At 73.1% G+C, this 21,262-nt stretch carries 15 protein-coding genes; 6 read left to right on the top strand and 9 right to left on the bottom strand.

Annotated elements, in window-relative coordinates; translation table 11 throughout:
• Window positions 1–243 carry a MoaD/ThiS family protein gene (locus AC3RJ8_RS05350; RefSeq protein WP_489714892.1) on the top strand — a complete coding sequence of 81 codons (243 nt, stop codon included), beginning with the start codon at window positions 1–3 and terminating at the stop codon, window positions 241–243.
• Between the two features lie 15 nt (window positions 244–258).
• Here the strand turns inward: AC3RJ8_RS05350 and AC3RJ8_RS05345 are convergent, their stop codons facing one another.
• Genes AC3RJ8_RS05345 through AC3RJ8_RS05335 form a run of 3 tightly spaced genes read right to left on the bottom strand, consistent with a single transcriptional unit; the run spans window position 259 to window position 2,754 of the window.
• Window positions 259–906, bottom strand: coding sequence for a hypothetical protein (locus AC3RJ8_RS05345; protein ID WP_489714891.1), 648 nt, complete (start codon window positions 904–906; stop codon window positions 259–261).
• 40 nt (window positions 907–946) lie between these two features.
• A complete protein-coding gene (locus AC3RJ8_RS05340) occupies window positions 947–1,936 on the bottom strand; it encodes an electron transfer flavoprotein subunit alpha/FixB family protein (protein ID WP_489714890.1) in 990 nt (329 codons plus the stop codon).
• Window positions 1,937–1,950: 14 nt separating this feature from the next.
• On the bottom strand, window positions 1,951–2,754 hold the full coding sequence (locus AC3RJ8_RS05335) for an electron transfer flavoprotein subunit beta/FixA family protein (RefSeq protein WP_489714889.1): 804 nt from the start codon (window positions 2,752–2,754) through the stop codon (window positions 1,951–1,953).
• A 163-nt stretch (window positions 2,755–2,917) separates the two neighbouring features.
• Between AC3RJ8_RS05335 and glgX the strand changes: the two genes are divergently transcribed.
• From glgX to AC3RJ8_RS05310, 5 genes are all read left to right on the top strand, one after another.
• Window positions 2,918–5,158, top strand: coding sequence for a glycogen debranching protein GlgX (gene glgX, locus AC3RJ8_RS05330; protein WP_489714888.1), 2,241 nt, complete (start codon window positions 2,918–2,920; stop codon window positions 5,156–5,158).
• A gap of 40 nt (window positions 5,159–5,198) precedes the next feature.
• Window positions 5,199–6,899, top strand: coding sequence for an FAD-binding dehydrogenase (locus AC3RJ8_RS05325; RefSeq protein ID WP_489714887.1), 1,701 nt, complete (start codon window positions 5,199–5,201; stop codon window positions 6,897–6,899).
• Window positions 6,900–7,015: 116 nt separating this feature from the next.
• The gene (locus AC3RJ8_RS05320; protein ID WP_489715585.1) at window positions 7,016–9,079 is read left to right on the top strand and encodes an alpha-1,4-glucan--maltose-1-phosphate maltosyltransferase; all 2,064 of its coding nucleotides are present in this window, start codon (window positions 7,016–7,018) and stop codon (window positions 9,077–9,079) included.
• An 8-nt stretch (window positions 9,080–9,087) separates the two neighbouring features.
• Window positions 9,088–10,875, top strand: coding sequence for a maltose alpha-D-glucosyltransferase (gene treS, locus AC3RJ8_RS05315; RefSeq protein ID WP_489714886.1), 1,788 nt, complete (start codon window positions 9,088–9,090; stop codon window positions 10,873–10,875).
• Window positions 10,872–12,302, top strand: a complete 1,431-nt coding sequence (locus AC3RJ8_RS05310) for a phosphotransferase (RefSeq protein ID WP_489714885.1) — start codon at window positions 10,872–10,874, stop codon at window positions 12,300–12,302. Before treS ends, AC3RJ8_RS05310 begins: the two co-directional genes overlap by 4 nt.
• Here the strand turns inward: AC3RJ8_RS05310 and AC3RJ8_RS05305 are convergent.
• Genes AC3RJ8_RS05305 through AC3RJ8_RS05280 form a run of 6 tightly spaced genes read right to left on the bottom strand, consistent with a single transcriptional unit; the run spans window position 12,286 to window position 21,208 of the window.
• Window positions 12,286–14,439: an alpha-galactosidase gene (locus tag AC3RJ8_RS05305; protein WP_489714884.1), complete on the bottom strand. Its 2,154-nt coding sequence runs from the start codon at window positions 14,437–14,439 to the stop codon at window positions 12,286–12,288. The genes AC3RJ8_RS05310 and AC3RJ8_RS05305 overlap by 17 nt on opposite strands.
• Window positions 14,436–15,443 (bottom strand): glycoside hydrolase family 113, encoded by a 1,008-nt coding sequence (locus AC3RJ8_RS05300; protein WP_489714883.1) that lies wholly within the window; start codon window positions 15,441–15,443, stop codon window positions 14,436–14,438. The genes AC3RJ8_RS05305 and AC3RJ8_RS05300 overlap by 4 nt, the downstream gene beginning before the upstream one ends.
• A complete protein-coding gene (locus AC3RJ8_RS05295) occupies window positions 15,440–17,971 on the bottom strand; it encodes a glycoside hydrolase family 2 protein (protein ID WP_489714882.1) in 2,532 nt (843 codons plus the stop codon). The genes AC3RJ8_RS05300 and AC3RJ8_RS05295 overlap by 4 nt, the downstream gene beginning before the upstream one ends.
• Window positions 17,968–18,879, bottom strand: coding sequence for a carbohydrate ABC transporter permease (locus tag AC3RJ8_RS05290; RefSeq protein ID WP_489714881.1), 912 nt, complete (start codon window positions 18,877–18,879; stop codon window positions 17,968–17,970). Before AC3RJ8_RS05290 ends, AC3RJ8_RS05295 begins: the two co-directional genes overlap by 4 nt.
• A complete protein-coding gene (locus AC3RJ8_RS05285) occupies window positions 18,876–19,892 on the bottom strand; it encodes a carbohydrate ABC transporter permease (RefSeq protein WP_489714880.1) in 1,017 nt (338 codons plus the stop codon). Before AC3RJ8_RS05285 ends, AC3RJ8_RS05290 begins: the two co-directional genes overlap by 4 nt.
• Window positions 19,889–21,208 (bottom strand): ABC transporter substrate-binding protein, encoded by a 1,320-nt coding sequence (locus AC3RJ8_RS05280; RefSeq protein WP_489714879.1) that lies wholly within the window; start codon window positions 21,206–21,208, stop codon window positions 19,889–19,891. The genes AC3RJ8_RS05285 and AC3RJ8_RS05280 overlap by 4 nt, the downstream gene beginning before the upstream one ends.
• Between the last annotated feature and the right edge of the window lie 54 nt (window positions 21,209–21,262).

The following is a 21,262-nucleotide window of genomic DNA, read 5'->3' as shown; positions in this document are numbered from 1 at the left end:
ATGGTCGAGCTGCGCTACTTCGCGGCGGCCCGGGCGGCGCTGGGCCGGTCCGGCGAGACGCTGACCGTGCCCGACGGCGCCACCGTCGGCGACGTCGTCGGCCGCGTCACGCAGGACTCGCCGGACGCGGCCCCGGTGCTGTCCCGCTGCTCGGTGCTGCTCGACGGCCGCCGGGCCGCGCCGGGCGACGTCGTGCCCGACGGCGCGACGCTCGACCTCCTGCCGCCCTTCGCCGGCGGCTGACCCGACCCGCAGGTTTCACGGACGGTAGGGACCGAACCGGAAGCCCGGCGGCAGCGGTGGCCGGTCTCGGGCGTCTTGTGACGGCCCGTCGTACTCGGGCTGCGCGGCCCGCGGGTCGGCGGGCACGACGTCGATCCCGGGGCTGTGGACGAGCGCGCCGACGGCGTCGGCCGACGCACCGATGCCCGCCCAGTGCGGGTCGACGTCGCAGGCCATGACCCAGGCACGGTCCTCGGGCCAGACCATGGCCAGCAGCAGGCCCCGCCCGGACAGCACCGACCGGCCGGGCTCGAGGTCGTCGGCGTCCCCGGCAAGGAGTGCGCACTCCGGCCGGTCCGGGAGGTCGAACGTCGGGCCGGGCGGGACGTCGTCGGACATGCCGTCGCCCAGCCACACCGCGAAGTAGACGCGATGCGGTGTCGTCGTCTTGCGGGTCAGGACGCGCAGCACCCGCGCGCCCCACTCCCCTTCCGACTCCACATGGACGGGCTCGTCCTCGACGTCACCCTCGTGCTGGCCGGGGGCCGTCGGGTCCGGGATGAGGCGCAGCCGGGCGGACGCCTCGAAGACGTCCGGTCCGAAGGTCAGCAGCTGCCAGGTGGGCGTGCTGGACCGGGTGATCCAGTCGGCGGCGGACAGGTCGGTGCAGCGCTGCAGGGACATGGCGGCAACCTACCGCCGCACCGACCGCCGTCGCGACGGACTACTGCGAGGCCCGGTGGGCGCGGATGACCTCGGCGGCCTGCGGGAGCACGTCGGCCAGGTCACCGACGACCGCGAAGTCGCAGATCTCGAAGATCGGCGCCTCGGGGTCGCTGTTGACCGCGACGATCACCTGGGAGGCCTGCATGCCACCACGGTGGTGCGGCGCCCCCGAGATGCCCGCACCGATGTAGAGGCGGGGCGCGACCGTCACGCCGGTCTGCCCGACGTACCGGTCGAACCAGCCCTCGAAGACGGCGTCGCGCGAGGCGCCGACCGCCGCACCCAGGGCGTCGGCGAACTCCTGGACGGGACCGAAGTCGCCGTCCGTGCCCCGCCCGCCGGCCACGACGATCGCCGCCTCCTCGAGCGTCGGCCGGTCCGAGTCACGAACGGTCGCCGTCCGGGCCGTGACGGTGGGCAGCGGCGCGCCGACCTCCACCGCGAAGCCCTCGACCTCGGTCGCGACCGCGGCATCGGCGGGCTGGGCGACGACGGCGTTGGCGCGGACGGTCAGCACGGCCACGTCGGTGGTCACCCGGCTCGAGGTGTCCCACGTCCCGGCGAAGACCCGCTTGGTGGCCACCACGTGACCGGAGGCGTCCTCGGCGACCCCGGCGGCGTCGATGACGACACCGGCGTCGAGAGCGCGCCCGGCCAGGGCCGCGGCCTCCTTGGCGGCGAACGTCGACGGTGCCAGCACGACGTCGGCGTCGGTGAGGCGGACGGCGGCGGCCAGCACCTCGGCGACGACGGCGGACAGGTGGCGGGCGTCGCCGCGCACCTGCGCGGGCAGCTCGGCCTGGTGGACCGTCTCGACGCCGTACGCGCCGAGCTGGGCGAGCACCTCGACGCCGGGCGACTCCAGGGTGACCGCCTCGACCCGGCCGAGGGAGCGGCCGATCGTGAGCAGCTCGAGCACGCTGGAGCGCACCTCGGTGGCGGGGTCGAGCAGGACCAGGACGGTTCGGTTGTGCGTGGGCTCAGTCATCGGGGCGGCTCCGTTCACACCAGCTCGTTGCGGATGAGGTACTCGGCCAGGGCCGTGCCGCCCTCGCCCTTGTCCTGGACGAGCTCGACCTCGGGCTTCTCGGGCCGTGGCGCCGCGACGGTCGTCTCGGTGCGAGCGGCGGCCTCCCCCGTGGTGGCCGGGTCCAGGCCGACGTCGGCGGCGGACCACGCCTCGATCTGCTTGGTCCGCGCGGCCATGATCAGCTTGAAGTTGGGGAACCGCGGGGTGTTCGCGGTGTCCGCCACCGACAGCACCGCGGGCAGCGGCGCCGTCAGCGTCTCGGTCGCCTCGTCGGTCACCCGGGAGATCTCCAGCGACCCGTCGGCGACCGACACCTGCTTGGCGAAGGTCAGCGCGGGCCGGCCGAGCTCGGCGGCGAGCAGCGCCGGAACCACGGAACCCAACCCGTCGAGGGCGGCCATGCCGGTGACGACCAGGTCCACCGGGCCCTCGGCCTCCAGCCGGCGCACCGCGGCCGCGAGCGCCGCCGTCGTGCCGAAGTAGTCGGACCCGGCGATCGCGTCGTCCGAGACCCGGACGCCGCGGTCGACACCCATCTGGAACGACTTGCGCAGCGCGATGTCGCCCTCCGCCGGGGCGACGGTGAGGGCCACCACCTCGGCGGCCTCGCGCTCGTCGTCGGGCAGCGCCTCGACGATGCGCAGCGCGGCCTCGAGAGCGTTCTCGTCGAGCTCGTTGAGCGTGCCCTCGGCCGGGTCGCGCACGACCCGACAGTCCGCGAGCTTCCGCTCCGCGTTGATGTCCGGCACGTACTTGACGAGAACGACGATGCGCACGGGGAACCTTCCGATCCAGGTGCTCGGCGGATGGACGCTGGCGGCATCGAGCCGCCAGGGGCGAGCCTACTCGGCCCGGACGGTCGGTCCCGCCGTCGTCCGCATCCTGCGACACGGCCGTGCTCGGTTCGTCGCTGTCGGCGCCCTGGTCCAGGATGGGCCCATGCAGGCCCGCCCCAAGGTCACCCCGCTGACCCGACCCAACCGGACGCGCAGCCACGTCCCCCCGCTCGGTGTGCGCACCACGCCCGACGGCGGCATCGACGTCGCCGTGCTGGCCTCGCACGCCGCCGGGGTGGAGCTGTGCCTCATCGACGTCGTCGCCCCCGAGAAGGACGAGCACGACCCGGCGCGGTACGCCGAGCGTCGCGTCGCGCTGGACGGGCCGACCTACGGCGTCTGGCACGGGCACGTCCCGGACGTCGCACCCGGGCAGCGCTACGGGTTCCGGGTGCACGGGACCTGGGACCCGGGCGCCGGGATGCGGCACAACCCCGCCAAGCTCCTGCTCGACCCGTACGCGCGCGGCTACCGGGGCGAGGTCGCCTACGTCCCGGCGACGCTGGGCGGAGGCGCGGCCGACGACGGCGGCCCGGACGACGAGGACTCGCTGCCGTACGTGCCGCACGCGGTCGTCGTCGCCGACCTCCCCGAGCCCGCTCCGCTGAGCCGCCCGCGCGTGCCCTGGGCCGACACCGTGGTCTACGAGGCTCACGTGCGCGGCCTGACGAAGCAGCATCCCGAGGTCCCCGAGGAGCTGCGCGGCACGTACGCCGGCGCGGCCCACCCGGCGGTGATCGAGCACCTGCGCTCGCTCGGCGTGACGACCCTGGAGCTGCTGCCGGTCCACGCCTCGACGGCCGAGCCCTGGCTGGCGGGCCGGGGCCTGGCGAACTACTGGGGCTACTCGACGATGGGGTTCTTCGCCCCGCACGCCGCCTACGCGACCCGGGCGGCCCAGGAGGCCGGCCCGGCGGCCGTGCTGGACGAGGTGCGCGGCATGGTCCACCTGCTGCACGAGGCGGGCATCGAGGTCCTGCTCGACGTCGTGTACAACCACACCTGCGAGGGCGGGGACGACGCCCTGTTCCTCTCCTGGCGCGGCCTGGACAACCCCCTGTACTACCTGCACGACGGCAACACCCCGGCGCGGCTGGCCGACGTCACCGGGACGGGCAACACGCTGGACTTCCGGCGCACCCGGGTGGTGCAGCTGGCCCTGGACTCGCTGCGCTACTGGGCCGAGGTCGTCGGCGTGGACGGGTTCCGCTTCGACCTGGCGGTCACGCTGGGCCGGGACCACGAGGGGTTCACGCCCGACCACCCGTTCCTCGTCGCGCTGCAGACGGACCCGTTGCTGTCCGGGCTCAAGCTCGTCGCGGAGCCGTGGGACGTGGGTCCTGGCGGCTGGCAGACCGGGCAGTTCCCCGCCCCGACGGCCGAGTGGAACGACCGCTTCCGCAACGCCGCCCGCTCGTTCTGGCTCGAGGCGCCCCGCCAGGGCTCCCAGGGGCAGCCCATGCACGGGATGCGCGAGCTGACGACCCGGCTGGCCGGTTCGGCCGACCTCTTCGGGCGTTCGGACCCGCCGCTGATGCGCGGCCCGGTCGCCTCCGTCAACTACGTCACGGCCCACGACGGCTTCACCCTCGCCGACCTGGTGGCGTTCGACCGCAAGCACAACGACGCCAACGGCGAGGACAACCGCGACGGCACGGACGACAACCGCTCCTGGAACCACGGGGTCGAGGGGCACGCGCCGGACGGCGACCACGACGACGCGACCGAACCGTGGTCCGCCGTCGTCCCGCTGCGGCGCCGGTCCCAGCGCAACCTGCTGGCCACCCTCCTGCTGTCGGCCGGCACCCCCATGCTCACGGCCGGGGACGAGATGGGACGCACCCAGGGCGGCAACAACAACGCCTACACCCAGGACTCCCCGGTGTCCTGGCTCGACTGGGACCTGGACGACGCCGGCCGCGAGCTGCTCGCCACCACCCGCTTCCTCACGAACCTGCGGGCGGAGCACGCCGCCCTGCGTGCCGAGTCGTTCTTCCTCGGCTCGCCGCGACCCGGCGAGGAGGTGCCGGACCTGCTGTGGTTCGACGACGCGGGCACCCCGATGGACCACGAGGCGTGGGCCGTGGACGGACGACGGGTCATCCAGATGCTGCGTCCGGGCCCGGGTCCGGACGAGGCCGACGTCCTGCTGCTGCTCCACGGCGGCCTCGAGGACGCCGACGTCACGCTTCCCGAACCCTTGGACGGGGCGGGGCCGTGGGAGCGCACCTGGAGCTCGACGTGGGACTCGCCGACGGGGCCCGAGCAGGCGGACGACGCGGAAGAGCCCGGCCACGTGACCCTGGAGTCGCTGAGCGTCGAGGTGTTCGTGGCGCGGCGCTGATCCCCTGGGATCCCACCGAGACCTCTGACAGACTGCCCGCATGGCAGACGCAGACGTCATCGTCATCGGGGCCGGCCTGTCCGGCCTGGTCACCGCGACCGAGCTCACCGCGGCCGGTCGCCGCGTGGTCCTGCTCGACCAGGAGCCGGAGGCCTCCCTCGGCGGGCAGGCCTGGTGGTCGTTCGGGGGGCTGTTCCTCGTGAACTCCCCCGAGCAGCGCCGCCTCGGGGTCCACGACTCCGCGGAGCTCGCCTGGTCGGACTGGCTCGGGTCGGCCGGGTTCGCCCCGGGCGCGGAGCACGGTGAGGGCCCAGACCGCCACGGGTACGCCTGGGCCAAGCACTACGTCGAGGCCGCCGCCGGCGACCTGCGCGCCTGGCTGCACGCCAAGGGAGTGCGCTGGTTCCCGCTGGTGCAGTGGGCCGAGCGGGGCGGCTACGCCTTCGGTCCGGGGCAGGGCACCGCGCACGGCAACACCGTGCCGCGCTTCCACGTCACCTGGGGCACCGGACCGGCGGTCATCGCGCCGTTCGTCACCGCTGCCCTGGAGGCACGGTCGGCCGGTCTCCTCGACCTGCGCTTCCGCCGCCGGGTCACCGACCTGGTCGTCATGGACGGCCGCGTGGCCGGCGTGCGCGCGGAGGTCCTGGCCGACGACGGCGCGGTCCGCGGCGCCCCCACGTCCCGCGACGTGGTGGGGACCGAGGAGATCGCCGCGGACGCCGTCGTCGTCGCCTCCGGCGGCATCGGGGCGAACCACGACCGGGCACGCGAACGCTGGTCCCCGCAGCACGGTGAGCTGCCGGCGCGGATGCTGTCCGGAGTGCCCGACTCCACGGACGGGCTGATGCTCGGCCACGCCGCCGCCGCCGGGGCGGCGCTGGTGCACGAGGACCGGATGTGGCACTACCCCGAGGGGATCGCCAACCACTCGCCGGTCTGGACGAACCACGGCATCCGCATCCTGCCCGGCCCGTCGTCGCTCTGGCTGGACGCCGACGGCGGACGGCTGCCCGCCCCGCTGTTCCCTGGCTTCGACGCCCTGGGCGCTTTGCAGCACGTCACCGCCCGCGGTGACGACCACTCCTGGTTCGTCCTCAACAAGGCGATCATGGACTCCGAGTTCGCCCTGTCCGGCTCCGAGCAGAACCCGGACCTGACGGGCAAGGACGTGCGGCTGCTCGCCCAGCGGGTGCTGCCCGGCGCCGTCGGGCCGGTGGCGAGGTTCGCCGCGGAGTCCCCCGAGTTCCTGTGGGCCGAGACCCCCGAGGAGCTGGCCGGGAAGATGAACGCGCTCACCGAGGCCACCCCGGGGTCGCGGGGACGGATCGACCCCGCCGCGCTGGCCGCCGTCGTCCGCGCGCGGGACGCCCAGGTCGCCTCCGGGCTCGGCAAGGACCCGCAGGTGGTGGCCACGCGCGCAGCGCGCGACTTCCGGGTCGACAAGCTCATCCGCGTCTCACCGCCCCGGCCGCTCACGACGCCCAAGGACGGACCCCTGCTGGCCGTCCGGTTGTCGGTGCTGACCCGCAAGACGCTGGGCGGGCTCTGGTGCGACCCCTCGGGCCGGGCGCTGCGTCCGGACGGGTCGGTGCTCGACGGGCTGTGGGCGGTCGGCGAGGCGGCCGGGTTCGGTGGCGGCGGGGTGCACGGGCACCGCGCCCTGGAGGGGACCTTCCTCGGTGGCTGCCTGCACACGGGGCGGGTCACGGGTCGGGCGCTGGCCGCGGGAACCTCCTGAGGCGCGTCGGACCTCCTGCTCTCCGGGAGTACCCGCGGCGTCCTCCCGGAGAACAGCAGGTACTACTTGGCGGCGAGCGGGGTGTTGTCGCGCACAGCGGCGACGCCGTGACTAGCGTGGGGTGCGTGACGTCGCCCCAACCAGCACCGCCCCGACCCGTCGGCCGCATCCCCGTGATCGAGGTCTCCCCCGTGATCGAGGGCGGCCGCTGGCCCGCCAAGGCCACCCCGGGCGAGGTCGTGCCCGTCGAGGCGACGGTCTTTCGCGAGGGCCACGACGCCGTCAACGCCACCGCCGTGCTGTTCGGCCCGGACCGCCGGGTGCACTCCTGGGCGCCCATGGAGGACGTGTCCCCCGGTCTGGACCGGTTCCGCGGATTCCTCCAGCCGGACGCCACCGGTGACTGGTCGTTCCGTGTCGAGGGATGGTCGGACCCCTACGCCACCTGGGCGCACGACGCCACCATCAAGGTCGAGGCCGGGCAGGACGTCGACCTCATGCTCGCCGAGGGCGCCCTGCTGTTCGAGCAGATCACGGCGAGGAGCCTGCAGCGCCGGCGCACTCCCGAGGACGCCGAGCTGCTCGCCGACGTGGCCCGGGAGCTCGCGGACACCACGCGCCCGGCCGAGGCCCGCCTGGCGATGGCCACCACGCACGCCGTGCGGGACGCCCTGCGCCGGATCCCGCTGCGCCGCATGATGAGCCCGAGCGCGACCTACCCGCTGCGCGTCCACCGCCGGCTGGCGCTCGCCGGCTCCTGGTACGAGATGTTCCCCCGCTCCGAGGGCGCCACGCAGCGGCGCGACGGCACCTGGCGGTCCGGCACGTTCGTCTCGGCGGCGAAGCGGCTCCCCGCCATCGCGGCCATGGGCTTCGACGTCGTCTACCTCACCCCGGTCCACCCCATCGGGACCACGTTCCGCAAGGGCCGCAACAACACCCTCGACGCGCAGCCCGGCGACCCCGGCAGCCCGTACGCGATCGGGTCGCCGGAGGGCGGCCACGACGCCGTCCATCCCGACCTGGGCACGGAGCGCGGGTTCAAGGCGTTCGTCGCCGAGGCCCACGACAACGGCCTGGAGGTCGCCCTCGACCTGGCGCTGCAGTGCTCGCCGGACCACCCGTGGGTCACCGAGCACCCGGAGTGGTTCACGGTCCGCGCCGACGGGTCCATCGCGTACGCCGAGAACCCGCCGAAGAAGTACCAGGACATCTACCCGCTGAACTTCGACAACGACCCCGCGGGGATCTACGCCGAGGTCCTGCGGGTCGTCCGGCTGTGGATCGAGCGGGGGGTGACCCTGTTCCGGGTCGACAACCCGCACACCAAGCCCCTGGACTTCTGGGAGTGGTTGCTCGCCGAGGTCCACGCGAGCGACCCAGACGTGATCTTCCTGTCGGAGGCGTTCACCAAGCCCGCCATGATGGCCACCCTCGCCCGGATCGGGTTCCACCAGTCGTACACCTACTTCACCTGGCGCAACACCAAGGAGGAGGTGCTCGAGTACCTCGAGGAGGTCTCGGGCGAGGCGGGCTCGGTGATGCGACCCAGCTTCTGGCCGACGACGCACGACATCCTGCCGCCGTACCTGCAGCAGGGCGGCATCGCCGGCTTCGCGATCCGTGCCGTCCTCGCCGCGACCGGCTCCCCCACCTGGGGCATCTACTCGGGCTACGAGCTCGTCGAGAACGTGCCCCGGCCCGGCGCCGACGAGCAGATCGACAACGAGAAGTACGAGTTCCGGCCGCGCGACTGGTCGCGGGCCGACGAGCTCGGCATCTCGATGCTGCTGGGTCGTCTCAACGAGATCCGGCGCGCCCACCCGGCGCTGCAGCAGCTGCGCAACCTCACCGTGCACCCGACCACCAACGACCAGGTGGTCGCGTTCTCCCGCAGGATCCGGGCCGAGCACCTGCCCGCCGCCGGCCACCCCGGTGCCACCCAGGACGACGTCGTCCTGGTCGTGCTCACGCTGGACCCCCACGAGGCCCAGGAGTCGACGGTGCTGCTCGACCTGGAGGCCCTCGGTCTCACGAGGCCCGGGGGTGTCGAGGACCAGCCCTTCTTCGCCGTCCACGACCTGCTCTCCGGGGACTCCTACCCCTGGGGCGAGCATCCGTACGTCCGTCTGGACCCTCGGCAGCAGGTGGCGCACGTGCTGCGGATCGGACCGGCATGAACGCCTCGGTGAGCGCAGGGGGCGTCGAGGTGCCGCGCCCCATCACGCGTCAGATCCCCGTCCAGGCGCTGCCGCCGCGCCAGCAGCCGGAACCGCCCCCGCTGGCCAAGCCGGGCCTGAGCGACGACCCGGACTGGTACCGCAAGGCGGTCTTCTACGAGGTGATCGTCCGCGCGTTCTCGGACACGGAGGGCGGTGGCACGGGCGACCTGCGCGGCATCGTCGACCGGCTCGACTACCTGCAGTGGCTCGGCGTGGACTGCCTGTGGCTGCCGCCGTTCTACCCGTCGCCCCTGCGCGACGGCGGCTACGACGTCGCGGACTTCACCGCCATCGCCGGGCAGTACGGGACGCTGCAGGACTTCCAGCGCCTCATCGAGGCGGCGCACGCCCGCGGCATCCGGGTGGTGATCGACCTGGTGATGAACCACACCAGCGACCAGCACCCGTGGTTCCAGGCCTCGCGCGCCGACCCGGAGGGTCCGTACGGCGACTTCTACGTGTGGTCCGACGAGGACACCCGCTACGAGGACGCGCGCATCATCTTCGTGGACACCGAGACGTCCAACTGGACGTTCGACCCGGTCCGCCGCCAGTACTACTGGCACCGGTTCTTCAGCCACCAGCCGGACCTCAACTTCGAGAACCCGAAGGTGACGCAGGCGATGATCGACGTCGCCCGGTTCTGGCTGCGGATCGGGGTCGACGGGTTCCGGCTCGACGCGGTGCCGTACCTCTTCGAGGAGGAGGGCACCAACTGCGAGAACCTGCCTCGCACGCACGACTTCCTGCACCAGGTGCGGCGCATGATCGACGACGAGTTCCCCGGCCGCATCATGCTCGCCGAGGCCAACCAGTGGCCCCAGGACGTCGTGGAGTACTTCGGCACGGACGACAAGCCCGAGTGCCACATGTGCTTCCACTTCCCGGTGATGCCGCGGATCTTCTACGCGGTGAAGGACCAGCGCGCGAACCAGCTCCTGGACATCCTGGCCGACACGCCGGAGATCCCCGCCCGGGGCGGGCAGTGGAGCACGTTCCTGCGCAACCACGACGAGCTCACCCTGGAGATGGTCTCCACGGAGGAGCGTGCCGCCATGTACGGCTGGTACGCGCAGGACCCGCGCATGCGGGCGAACGTGGGCATCCGCCGTCGTCTGGCACCGCTGCTGGACAACTCGCGCAAGGAGATCGAGCTCGTCCACGCCCTGCTGCTGTCGCTGCCGGGCAGCCCGTGCCTGTACTACGGCGACGAGATCGGCATGGGCGACAACATCTGGCTCCCGGACCGCGACGCCGTGCGCACGCCGATGCAGTGGACGCCGGACCGCAACGCGGGCTTCTCCACCGCGGATCCCGGGCGGCTCTACCTGCCGCTGATCCAGTCGTTGGTGCACCACTACCAGCACACCAACGTCGAGGCCCAGCTGGCCCAGCCGTCGTCGCTGCTGCACTGGGTGCACGGCATGCTGGCCGTGCGGCGGCTCCACCCGGCGTTCGGCACGGGCGCCTTCGCGGCGTGCGAGGCCGACGACGAGGCGATCCTCGCGTTCACCCGCACCGAGGACGAGACGCTCCTGGTGGCCGCGAACCTGTCGGCCACGGCCCGGTCGGCGACGATCGAGCTGCCCGGGCTCGAGGGGTGGTCGCTCACGGACCTGTTCGGGGGCGGGAAGTTCCCGGACGTCGGTCCCGAGGGGCGGGTCAGCCTGTCGTGGGGGTCGCGGGACTTCTACTGGCTCGTGGCCACGCCGCCGGACAGCGGCGCCCGCCGGGACGACGGCGGACCGGCATGATCGACGTCGCCGTGCGGTCCGCAGCCGAGGGGCCCGACCCGAGCATCGAGGCCCTCCTGGCCACCTGGCTGCCCACACGGCGCTGGTTCCCCGGTCACGGCGAGGTCCGTGCCGACCCGTGGCTCGCCGTCACGTTCGAGTCCGGCGACGGCGGGGAGACCACCACCGGGCCCGACGGCGAGCCGTTGGCCGCGACGTCGGAGGACGTCGTGCTGCTGCTCACCCGCCTGACGGGGCCCGCGCTGCCCGGCGGCGCCGTGACGGTGCAGGTCCCGCTGGTGCTGACCGACCCGGGGTCGCCCGGGCCCGGGTTCATCGACACCGTCACCACGCCGTCCGGCGAGATCGCGGTGCACGACGGCGGTGCCCACCCGGTCTGCTGGCTCACCCTGGCCCGCGCGATGGGCGTCGAGGGCGACGCCGAGACACTCACCGAGCGCGGGCGCGTCCTGGCCGGTGAGCAGTCGAACACGTCGGTGATCCTGCCCGGCGTCCCGTCACCCGGCGGCGCGGGGGGCATGCTCAAGATCCTGCGCACCGTGGCCGACGGGCCGCACCCGGACGTCGTGGTCCCGCAGGCCCTGACCGAGGACGGCTGGGACGGGGTGCCCCGGTTCCTCGGGGCGCTGGAGATCGACGGGGGCGGCACCGGGGCAGGACAGGACCCGGCGGGAAGCACGGTGCACCTGGCGATCATGTCGGAGCTGGTGCCACATGCCGCCGACGGGTTCGAGCTGGCGTGCGACGTCGCGAGCCGGGACGAGTCGTTCGCCGACCACGCGACGGCGCTCGGCCGGCTCGTCGCCGAGCTCCACGAGCGCCTGGCACGGGTGCTGCCCGCCGGACCGCCGCTCGACCCGGGTGCCTTCGTGACGGGCCTGCGCGTGCGGGCCGCGCGGGCGGTGGCCGACGCCCCGTCCCTCGCGGACCGCGCGGACGAGATCACGGCCCTGTTCGACGCGCTCCACGACAGGCTCGCCACCCTGCGGGACCCCGTGCCGACGCAGCACGTCCACGGCGACCTGCACCTGGGCCAGACGCTGTTCGGCGACGGCGCGTGGAAGGTCCTCGACTTCGAAGGGGAGCCGCAACGACCGGTCGCCGAGCGCACGCGCCCCGACCTGCCGCTGCGCGACGTCGCGGGGATGCTGCGGTCCTTCGACTACGCGGCCGCCGTCGGCGCGGCGTCGGACCCGACCGCGTGGCAGGCGGAGGCGACCACGGCCTTCATCGAGGGCTACCGCGCGGTCGCCTCGCGGCCGACGGGCTCCCTGGCGGACCTGGACGACGACACCGCCGAGCTGGTGCTCCGGGCGCTGGTCCTCGACAAGGCCCTGTACGAGGTGGTCTACGAGACGCACCACCGGCCGCAGTGGCTGCCCATCCCGCTCGGTGCCGTCGACCGCGTCTTCACCCGGCCGCGCTGACCCGCAGCAGCACCGCGCGGTCGGCGAAGAGCACCGGCATCGCCAGGCCCACCTCGGCCAGCAGCCGGCCGGGCAGCTCCGCTCCCCCGGCCTCGACCCAGGGCAGCGCCGCCCCCCAGCGCGCGGCGATCCCGTCGAGGTCGCGGGCCGGACCGTCGAGCGCCACCCGGTAGGTGCGATCGGGGTCAAGCCCCGGCAGCCGAACCGCCGGTGGCGGCCAGGTGTCCGACGACGCCGTGCACACCCAGGCGTACAGGGCGTCCGCACGGTCGTGCGCCACGACGCCGTGCAGGTCGTAGGCCGGGTCGGGAACCTCGGCGTGCACCACGCGGCCGGAGTGCAGCAGGCCGCGCCGACGCTTGTAGTACGCCACCCAGGCGGCCAGCCGGTCCCGTTCGGCGGCAGACGCCTCGGTGACGTCCCACTCGATGCCGAAGTGGCCGAACAGGGCGACCGCGCACCGGAAGTCCAGCGGCAGCGCGCGGCCCGACGTCGGCGCCACCGGTGCGGACACGTGCGCACCGAGCAGCTCGTACGGCACCAGGAGCGACGTCCAGCGCTGGATCGCCGTCCGCTCGTGCGCGTCGGTGGAGTCCGACGCCCACACCCGGTCGGTGTGCTGCAGCATCTCCAGGTCGACCCGCCCGCCGCCCGAGGCACAGGTCTCGATCTCCAGGCCCGGGTGCCGCGAGCGCAGCTCGTCCATCAGCCGGTGGACGGCGCGCGTCTGGGCGTGGACGGCACCACGGCCCGACGGCGGCAGCCCGGCGTCGCCGACCTCCCGGTTGTGGTCCCACTTGAGGTACGTGATCGGGTGCTCGTCGAGCAGCGCGTCGAGCTGGTCGAGCACGTGGGCGTACGCCCCGGGGTCGGCCAGGTTCAGCACCTGCTGGTGCCGTGCCTGCCCCGGCGGGCGGCCCCCGGCCGCCGTGAGGATCCACTCGGGACGGGACCGGGCGACGTCCGAGTCGGGGTTGACCATCTCCGGCTCGACCCACAGACCCATGTCCATCCCGAGCCCGCGCACGTGGTCCACCAGCGGTCCCAGCCCGTCCGGGTAGACGTCGCGCGAGACGGTCCAGTCGCCGAGTCCCGCGCGGTCGTCGCGCCGGGCGCCGAACCAGCCGTCGTCGAGCACGAACCGTTCCGCCCCCACCGCGGCGGCGGCGTCCGCGAGCGCCGTGAGCCGGTCGAGGGAGTGGTCGAAGGTGACGGCCTCCCAGGTGTTGACGACGACGGGGCGCGGCGTCCTGGGGTGCTCGGGGCGGGCCCGCAGCCAGTCGTGCACGCGCGCGCTGGCGTCGTCGAGCCCGGTGCCGTAGGTGGCGTACGTCCACGGCGAGACGTAGCTCTCGCCGGACCCGAGCCGGACCTCCCCAGGTTCGAGCAGCTCGCCGGCCGCCAGGAGGGACAGACCGTGGTACGAGCGTTCGGCGAGCATCCGCTGGTTGCCGGACCAGCCGGCGTGCACGGCCCACACCTCGCCGGACCGGGCGCCGAAGCCGGTCTCGCCCGCGCAGAGCAGGTAGCCGGAGTCGAACCCGGGCCGGCCACGGTGCCCGCTGCGCTCGTGGGTGCCGTGGGCGAAGGGCAGCCGCTGGGGCGCCCGTTCGCGGAGCTGGTGGCCCGTGAAGTCCAGGAGCTCGGTGGCCCGGGCGGGCACCGGCAGCGCGGGCAGCACGCCGGCCAGGTCCCACACCTCCCCCGAGGAGGGGAAGGCGGTGACGGTGGCGCGCAGGCGCACCAGCCCGGTGGTGGCCTGCTCGATCTCGAGCACGAGGCCCAGCGCGGCGGCCCGGTCGACGGCGCGCACGACGACGCCGGCCGCCCACGGCGCCGCGCGGCCGGCCTGCTCGACGTGGGTGACCACGAACCGGGACGACGGCGCCGCCCCGGCCCGGTGGCCGCTCACGCCGCGGACCCCGGGCCAGCCGGCGGACGCCTCCGGCAGCACGGAGACCGGCATCGGGCCGTCGACGGGGTACCCGAACGGCTGCGGCAGCATCGCGGTCCGCAGGGCGTCCAGCGCGCCCTCCGGCACCTCGCCGAGGTCCGCGCCCCAGTGCACGACCACCGGCAGGCGCCCCTCGCTCACGTCCAGCACGAGGCTCACGCCCCCGGCACGCAGGTGGATCACGTCGTGGCCTCCGCGACGGCCAGCCGCCGGTAGGTCGCGGCGATCACCGCGGCGGCCGGCTTGCCCGACGGGCAGTAGTCGTCGTTCGTCGCGGCGTCCTGCGGGGCGTAGAGCTCAGCGGGCCAGTCCCACAGCACCCACCCCTGGACCCAGGGCCGGGCCGCCGTGGCGGCGAGCATGTCGGCGTACCACCGGGCCTGCTCGTCGCCGTCGGGCGGGCCCTCCAGGGCCCAGTCGTTGGGCAGCGCCGCCGACCCGGTGCGGCTCGGGCAGCCGGTCTCCATGAAGAAGAACGGCTTGCCCTCCCGGGCGACCACGGGCCCGATGCGGTCGAGCTGGGCCTCCCACTCCCCCAGCGGGTAGTACCCCGAGGCACTCATCACGTCGACGGCGTCCCACCAGGTCAGCCGGTCCTCCTGGTACTTGTCGCAGTTGTAGGTCACCAGGCCGTCGTACACCTCGCGCACGGCGGCCACCACCGCGCGCCAGGAGTCGGCGTGCTCGTCGGCGCGCACCATCTCGCAGCCCACGCAGAACATCTCCGCGCCCTCGTCCGCCGCGATCCGGGCATGGTGCACCACGAACTCGGTGTAGGAGGCGAACCACTCGTCCCAGGTGGGTTCGTTCGGCACGTCGGGATGGAGGAACCCGATGTGGGCGCGCCAGGTGCCGTCCGCGACGTTAACGACCGGCTTGAGGCACACCTGCTGCCCCCGGGCCTTCGCGGCCCGCACGGCCCAGCGCACCTCGTCGTCGGTGAGCGTCGGCGCGTCGCGGAACGGGATCCGCGTCGACTGGGCGGTCGCCTGCTCGGCAGCGTACGTCACGGCCGTCCAGGTGGTGGCCAGCTCGGTGACCATCGCGTCCATCGAGGCCTGGGCCCGCGGCGTCGCCCACGTGCCCCGCACGCCGGTCCATCCCCAGGTCATGCCGAGGACGGGCCCGCCGGGCAGGGGCACCACCGGGACGTCCGTGCCCGACGCCGGTCGCTGCGCCGCGCTCATCGGGCACCGCCCGCCACGAGCTGGTTGAGCGAGCGGAGCACCCGCCCGGCCGTCAGCGCGTCGGCCTCCAGGGCGACGCCGTCAGGCACGTGCACCGTCAGGTCCGCGCTCTCGCCGGGCAGCAGGGTGACCATCTGCCGGTCGACGCGGGCGTCCGGGTGGACCTTGTCCGCGAGGAGCGTGAGGTCCCGCACGAGGTTCCCGGCACGCACGGTGACCCGGTACCCGCCGTCGGTGGCGGCGACGGCCGTCTCCAGCGCCGGGGCCTCGAGCGCGGAGTCGCGGGGCTCGGCGAAGAACCACAGCCCCCGCACCCCGTCGACCGTCGCGTGCACGAGCTCGGCCGCGGCGTCGCCGACCGCGGTCACGTCGTCGGGCAGCGCCACCGTCAGGGTGCCGCGCGGCTCGACGCTCACCTGCTCGCGGGCCTTGGCGAGCTCGGTCCCGGCGAGGTCGAGCCGCTGGGCGACGACGTCGCCCGTCCACGGCTCGTCGGTGTCGTTGACGATCACCGCGGCGAGACCCGCCCGTCCGGTGTCTCGCGGCTGGATGGTGACCAGCCGGTCGGCGTGGGCCTGCCCGAGGGCGGACAGGAGCGGCTTGGGCCGTTCGTCGCCGTCCACGGCCGCCCACGAGGTCACGGGCCAGCAGTCGTTGAGCTGCCAGACGACCGACCCCATGCACCGCGGCCCCCAGGAGCGCAGGTGCTCGACGGCGACCCGGACGGCGGTGGCCTGGTTCCACGACATCGCCCAGTGCCAGTCCTCCATGTCGTCCGGCACCCGTAGGTGCGCCGCGAGGCCCTGGCTGAGCTTCTTGTTGCCCTCCATCGCCTTCTGGTGCACCTGCATGCCGGGCGACTCGGGCGTCAGCGGGTCGTCGCTCACGGACCGGGTGAGCGTCGCCCAGGTCGGTGGCCCCTGCCAGCCGAACTCCGCCATGAATCGGGGGACGTCGTCGCGGTAGTGCGTCCAGTCGAGGCGGTTCCACACCTCCCACGAGTGCATCGACCCGTGGGCGACGTCGTTGGGGTGCAGGTCGAGCGATCCCGACCACGGGCTCGACGGCGTGTACGGGCGGGTGCCGTCGACCTCCGCCACGACGCGCGGCAGCAGCTCGGTGTAGTAGCCCAGCCCCCAGGTGCGGCCGTCGAGGACCGGCTCCCAGCCCCAGTCGTGGAAGCCCCAGACGTTCTCGTTCGAGCCGTTCCACAGCACCAGGGACGGGTGCGGGGCCAGACGGGCGACGTTGTCGCGGGCCTCGGCCTCGACCTCGCCGCGCAGCGGCTCCTCCTCCGCGTAGGCGGCGCAGGCGAACGCGAAGTCCTGCCAGGTGAGGATGCCACGGGCGTCGCACAGGTCGTAGAAGTCGTCGGACTCGTAGATGCCCCCGCCCCAGACCCGCAGCAGGTTGATCCCGGCCGACTCCGCCTGCGCGACCCGGCGGGCGTACCGGGCCCGGTCGACCCGGTGGACGAACGCGTCATCGGGGATCCAGTTGGCGCCCTTGACCCACACCGGGCGCTCGTTGACGACGAGGACGAACGAGGTCCCGTCGTCGTCAGGCGTCATGTCCAGGCGCACCGTGCGGAACCCGGTGCGCGCGGACCACGTGTCCAGGGGTGTGCTCGGTCCGGCCAGGGCCACCTCGACGTCGTAGAGCGGCTGGTCGCCGTACCCGCGCGGCCACCAGAGCTCGGCGTCGGGCACGTCGAGCCGCACCACCGCGACGTCCTCGCCGGCTGGCAGGCGCACGGTGGCGGTGTGCTCGGTCCCGTGGCCCACGAGGCGCACGACGACGGCGAGCGGTCCGTCCGGTGCGCCCGGCGCCCGCTCGACGGCGGCGCGCACGTCGAGGTGCCCGGTGGCGGGCGAGCCGGCGGCGGGGATCTCGGCGGTGGCGGTGGCGGTCACGGTGCCGAGCCGCGCGGCCGTCCAGGACTCGAGGCGGACCGTGCGCCAGATGCCCGCGGTCGCGACATCGATCCCCCAGTCCCAGCCGAAGTTGGCCGCCATCTTGCGCATCGCGTTGAACGGGTGGTGGTTCACCTGCGGGCGCTGACCCAGCGCGAGGCTCCGGGCGTCGGCGGAGGGCACAGGCGCGGCGAACCGGACGACGAGCTCGTTGGCGCCGTCCCGCAGCAGCGCCGTGACGTCGAACCGGTAGGACCGGTGCTGGTTGGCGGTGTGCGCCACCTCGGTGCCGTTGACCAGCACCGAGGCGACCGTGTCGAGCCCGTCGAAGGCCAGCTCGTGACGGTCGTGCTCGTCGGCGTGGTGGGTGAACGTCGTCGTGTACTCCCAGTCGCTGCGACCGATCCACGTCAGCAGGCGTTCGTTGTCGTCCAGGTACGGGTCGGGGATCAGCTCAGCAGCCAGCAGGTCGGTGTGGACGCTGCCCGGGACGTCGGCGGGGACGCCGGGCCCGGCGAGCCGCGCGGCGAGGTGGCCGGGCACCGCTCGGGACGTGCTGCGGACCGTCCAGCCCTCGTGGAGCTCGACGGTGCGGCGGGGGGAAGGCTGGGTCACTTGGTGGCTCCGGAGGTCAGGCCGCTGTAGATCTGGCGCTGCAGCAGCAGGAAGGCGATCAGGGTCGGCACGATCACGAGCACCGCACCCGCCGAGATGACCTCCCACTGCGCCCCGAACGGCCCCATGAACCGGAACAGGGAGGTGGAGACGACGCCGAGGTCGCGCGAGGGCATGTACAGGAACGGGATGTAGTACTCGTTGTAGATCGCGATGCCCTTGACGATGACGACGGTCGCGATGGCGGGGCGCAGGAGCGGGAAGACGATCCGCGCGTAGATCGTGAGGCGGTTGGCGCCGTCGAGCATGGCGGCCTCGTCGAGCGAGCGCGAGATGCCCCGCATGAACTGCAGGAAGATGTAGATGGAGATGATGTCGGTCCCCGTGAACAGCACGATCGCGGCCCAGCGGGTGTTGAACAGCCCGAGGCCGTTGACCACCTGGAAGGTGGCGACCTGGGTCGTCACGGCCGGGACCAGGGTGGCGAGCAGGAAGGCTCCCATGACCAGCCGCCGACCACGGAAGTCGAACCGGTCGACGGCGTAGGCCGTCATCGTCCCGATGATGATGGTCCCGACCAGCGCCACCACGAGGATGATCGAGGTGTTGACGAACCCCTGCACCATCCCGCCCTCGACGAAGGCGGTCGCGAAGTTGTCGAGGTTCGTCCAGCTCTGCGGAGGCGTCAGGGGGTCGGACGTCGCGAACTCCTCCTTCGTCTTGAAGGCGGCCATGAACACCGTCACCAGCGGGATGATCGCGGCGGCGGAGGCGACCACGAGGCTCGCGTACTTCGCGGTGGTGGCGACGGGGCCGAGCAGCGGGTGCAGCGCGCGCACGCCGTGCCGCGCCCGCAGGACCGTCCGTTCGACGGGCCCCGTCCGGCCGGGCAGCGTCGTCGTGCTCATGTCAGGTCCACCTTCTCGTCGGGGAAGATCCGGCGCTGGATCCAGGTGATGAGCAGCACGATGAGCAGCAGCACGACGGCCATGGCCGACGCCAGCCCGAACTTCTTGAACTCGAACGCCTGCTGGACGGTCTGGATGACGAACGTCGTCGTGCCGTTGGCCCCGCCGGTCATGATCCAGGGGATCTCGAACACGGCGAGGGACCCGGAGATCGCGAGGATCGTCGTCAGGCCGATCACCTGTTTGATGCCGGGCGCGATGATGTAGCGGAACTTCTGCCAGCTCGTGGCGCCGTCGAGGTCCGCCGCCTCGTACAGCTCGTTCGGGATCGACTGGATCGCCCCGAGGAACAGCACGAAGTTGAGCCCCATGTAGCGCCAGACGCTGGTGGAGGCCAGGGAGATGTTCGCGAGGTCGGGGTCGCCCAGCCACTGCGGGGGCTCGGCGACCCCGACGAGGGCGAGCAGCGCGTCCAGCGTGCCGCCGGGCCGCAGGAAGAACAGGAACACCAGACCGATCGCGACCCCGTTGATCAGGTAGGGGAAGAAGATGATCCCCTTGAAGAGGTTCCGCACCCGGGTGCGGAAGCTGAGCACCGTCGCGAAGTACAGGGCGAGCCCGAGCTGCAGGAAGGCGCCGGCCAGGTAGTAGAGGCTGACGAGGAAGACGCTGAACATGTCCGGGTCGGTGAAGATCCGCTGATAGTTCTCCAGCCCGACGGGTTCCTTGACGGGCGCCATCCCGTTCCAGCTCGTGAAGCTGTACCAGACCATGTTGGCGACGGGGACATAGGTGAACAGCACCAGCAGGCCGAGGGGTGCGACCAGGAAGAGCCACGGGGTGACCCTCCAGCCGCGGCCCGGCCCGCGCCGTCGTGGCGCGGGGGGCGGGGTGGCCGTGGTGCGGACTGCCGCCCCACGGACCGGGGACGAGACCGTCGACATGGCGGTCCTCCTCTCGGTGGGATCCCCGGGGCGGCGCAGGTCCTCCGCCGCCCCGGGGAGCTCGGTCACTCGCCGACGGTGGCGCGGGCGTCGGCCCAGCGCTGGTTCAGGTCGGCGAAGAAGGATTCCTTGTCGCCGTCCGCGGCACCCCGCGCGACGTCCACGAGCTTCTGGCGGTAGATGTTGCCGTAGAGGTCGATCTCGGCGGTGTTGACGACGTCGGTCTCGTACGCCTCCTGGCCCGCGGGGGCCGGGTTCATCTCGACGTACTCCACGCCGGCCGTCTCGAAGTCGCCCAGGGTCTCCGGCGTCGGGCCGTCCAGCAGCGGCGAGATGCCGCCCTCGTCGTACGCGTAGCCGGACTCCTCGGCGAACCAGTCGATCCAGGCGCGCGCCGCGGCCTTGTGCTCGCTGTTGACGTTGATCGCGTTCTTGTAGTCCCCGGCGACCTGGGCGTGGAACGCGCCGTCCACCTGGTGCGGGAACGGCATGTAGCCGATGTCGTCGGCCGACCCTCCGGCGTCCTCGGCAGCCTGCTGCATCTGGGTGATGGCCCAGGAGCCGAGCAGCATGGTGGCGACCTCGCCGGTGCCCAGGAGCGTCTTGGACTCCTCCCAGTTCGTGGTGGTCGGGTCGTCCTCGCTGAGGCCGCCTGCGACCACGTCGTACAGCAGGCCGTCGGAGATGCCGTGCCACTCGTCGTCGGCCCAGGGGGTGTCGGAGTGGGCGACGTGGGTGTTCTGGTAGTCAGGGTCGCCCATGGCCCCACGGTTGCCGTCCCACTGGCTCAGCGGCCAGCCGTCGGCGTAGTTGGTGTAGTACGGGACGGCGTCTGTGGTGTCCGCGATGGCCTGCAGGTCGGCGAGGAACTCGTCCGGCGTCGTCGGCAGGTCGGTGATCCCGGCCTCCTCCCAGACCCTCTTGTTGTAGACGAGCCCCTGGGTGTTGACGGTGATGGAGACGCCGTAGACCTGGTCCTCGTACGCCGCCTCCTCCACGAGGCGGTACGTCGGCCCCATCTCGGCCACGGTGCCCAGGGGCTCGAAGAAGCTCGCGTACTGGTCCTTGGTGACGCTGTTCGGGATGAGCAGGACGTCGCCGTAGTCGGCGGTGTTCATCCGGACGGCGATCTCGCCCTCGTAGTCGGTCAGCGCCTCGAAGTTCACGGTGACGTCGGGGTGTTCGGCCTCGAACTGCTCCTTGTACTCCATGAACACGGTGTCGACGATGTCGGTGCGCTGGGTGATGACGGTGATCTCGCCCGACGGTTCGCCGTCGCCAGGGTCCGCGTCGTCGCTCCCCGGTGTCCCGCCGCCGCAGGCGGTCAGTGCGAGCGCGGCGGCCGCGGTGGCGGCCACGCCGGTGATCCTGTGCTTCGTTGCCATGTCTGCTCGATTCCTGTCGTCGTTGACGGGGTGACGTCTCGCACATTAAGCGGT

The organism is Isoptericola sp. MSGPD8_1_ISO-PGPR-S23-394 (assembly GCF_058072785.1).
This window is presented reverse-complemented; position numbering and strand designations above follow the sequence as displayed.

Coding starts and splice junctions, on each gene's coding strand:
- AC3RJ8_RS05325 (WP_489714887.1), top strand. CDS start 5,199: ATGGCAGACGCAGACGTCATCGTCATCGGGGCCGGCCTGTCCGGCCTG.
- AC3RJ8_RS05340 (WP_489714890.1), bottom strand. CDS start 1,936: ATGACTGAGCCCACGCACAACCGAACCGTCCTGGTCCTGCTCGACCCC.
- AC3RJ8_RS05345 (WP_489714891.1), bottom strand. CDS start 906: ATGTCCCTGCAGCGCTGCACCGACCTGTCCGCCGCCGACTGGATCACC.
- AC3RJ8_RS05350 (WP_489714892.1), top strand. CDS start 1: ATGGTCGAGCTGCGCTACTTCGCGGCGGCCCGGGCGGCGCTGGGCCGG.
- AC3RJ8_RS05310 (WP_489714885.1), top strand. CDS start 10,872: ATGATCGACGTCGCCGTGCGGTCCGCAGCCGAGGGGCCCGACCCGAGC.
- AC3RJ8_RS05300 (WP_489714883.1), bottom strand. CDS start 15,443: ATGAGCGCGGCGCAGCGACCGGCGTCGGGCACGGACGTCCCGGTGGTG.
- glgX (WP_489714888.1), top strand. CDS start 2,918: ATGCAGGCCCGCCCCAAGGTCACCCCGCTGACCCGACCCAACCGGACG.
- AC3RJ8_RS05280 (WP_489714879.1), bottom strand. CDS start 21,208: ATGGCAACGAAGCACAGGATCACCGGCGTGGCCGCCACCGCGGCCGCC.
- AC3RJ8_RS05290 (WP_489714881.1), bottom strand. CDS start 18,879: ATGAGCACGACGACGCTGCCCGGCCGGACGGGGCCCGTCGAACGGACG.